Annotated in this window: 1 protein-coding gene and 1 pseudogene; both read left to right on the top strand. The window is 29.9% G+C overall.

From position 1 onward, the window contains the following. The first annotated feature begins 450 nt into the window (after positions 1-450). Entirely contained in the window at positions 451-1,437 is a 987-nt protein-coding gene (locus CQA53_RS11255) for an RsmD family RNA methyltransferase (protein WP_245945912.1), read from the top strand. 14 nt (positions 1,438-1,451) lie between these two features. Then, positions 1,452-1,688, top strand: a pseudogene (locus CQA53_RS11250) (flagellar basal body-associated FliL family protein); the annotation flags it as partial.

The following is a 1,688-nucleotide window of genomic DNA, read 5'->3' as shown; positions in this document are numbered from 1 at the left end:
AAGCTATCAGATTCTAAGAGAGGGTGCAAGGGATTCTCCTTGTGATATGAAATTGCTTTATCATAAAGATTATGGTTTTAGTGCTATGGATTATAGCATATATTATTTGAGAATGTGGAATCTTCTTAAGAATATCCTCCTAAACTTATAGCTCCTATGCTTAAACTACTTTTGCTCATTTCTCTTGTTCATTTTTACTCATATTGTTTCTTCCTTGTTTATTTATATTTTAATGTCGCAAAAATAATTCTGTCATAGAAATAATAGGGTAATTTAGTATATTTTACTATATATTTATAGAAATCAATATATTTTAAGAAGCAAATAAATTGAAATATATCACTATTGCTTGATTGAATTATGAATAAAAATATCTTAGATTCTCTAAGCCTTAAATATTTTAAGATACAATAAAGCTTGGACTTATGGAGCAAAAAAAGAGAGAATAGAGTGCGAAATAACAAAATAATATCAAAGCAAACGACCATAAAAACAAATGTAACGCAAACAGAAAAACAGAAAAAGGAAAGTTTTAGCATCTCACGTGGAAAATATAAAGGGCTAAAGCTTCTTTTAGAAAGCAATGCCACAACACGTCCCACAAAGGCATTGGTAAAAAAATCATTTTTTGACACCTTGCAAAATGTTTTACAAGATACAATATTTATAGAATGCTTTGCCGGTAGTGGTCAAATGGGGTTTGAGGCTCTCTCAATGGGTGCAAAAAAAGTTATGTTTTTCGAAAAAGATTCCCGTGCTTTTAGTAATTTACTTCACAATGCACGTCTCCTTGAAATGAAAATACAAAAAAATGCAAAACAAATGCCTTACAATAACATGCAAGCACATATAATGAACCATATACAAAAAAATAAAACCTTAAAGACATACAATACTCAACAACATCACAAAATATATCCAATGAGATTGGGTAATGATGTTCCCAATATATTAGGAAACAATTCTATGCAATATTATCTTACAGAATCTTTACAACTCTATTGCAAAGATTTCTTTTATTCGCTTCCTGTCTTAGAAAGCTGTATTCGTGTCTGTGATAAATATAAAACTAAAAGTCATAAAATTATAGATAATAAGAAGAAAAATAAAGATTCTCAAACAAAAACTGCTATAATACCAGAATTGTTTTGTTATAAAGAAGAGAATTCTAAGCAATATAAGAGTCCATTTACGCAACAAAATCGTATTATATTATATATCGATCCACCCTTTAGTTGTAGAGATGGATTTCACGATATTTATCAAAAAACTTCACATTTCATACAATCTTTTAGTGAATCTTTATCGCAAAGTGTCGATATTATCACTATTGAAATGATGAGTAACACTCAAATTGATGAAAGGATAGGTATTTTTCATCTTCAAAAGTTAAAGAAGTTTGGTAAAACCTCTCTAGCATATTTCACAAAAGATTAAATAAGGAGTAGAAAATGGCTGAAGAAGAAAAACAGGCGACAGCAACAGAAGAAAAAAAAGGAAAAGGATTACTTTTTATTATCATAGGTGTTGTTGTTGCTGTGATACTTTTAATTGGTGTTGTTGTTTTTATATTCATGGGTAATAGTGATGAAGAGAATTCTGATGGGGGGGGTAGCAATGCTCCATCTGTGCAAGTAGCGAATCTTAGCCCAGAGCAACAAGCTTTATTGCAAAATGAAGCATATAAG

Source organism: Helicobacter didelphidarum, from assembly GCF_003364195.1.
Classification (GTDB): Bacteria; Campylobacterota; Campylobacteria; order Campylobacterales; family Helicobacteraceae; genus Helicobacter_A; species Helicobacter_A didelphidarum.
The sequence above is the reverse complement of the archived record's forward strand: the minus strand, read 5'-3'. Positions and strand labels throughout refer to the sequence as shown.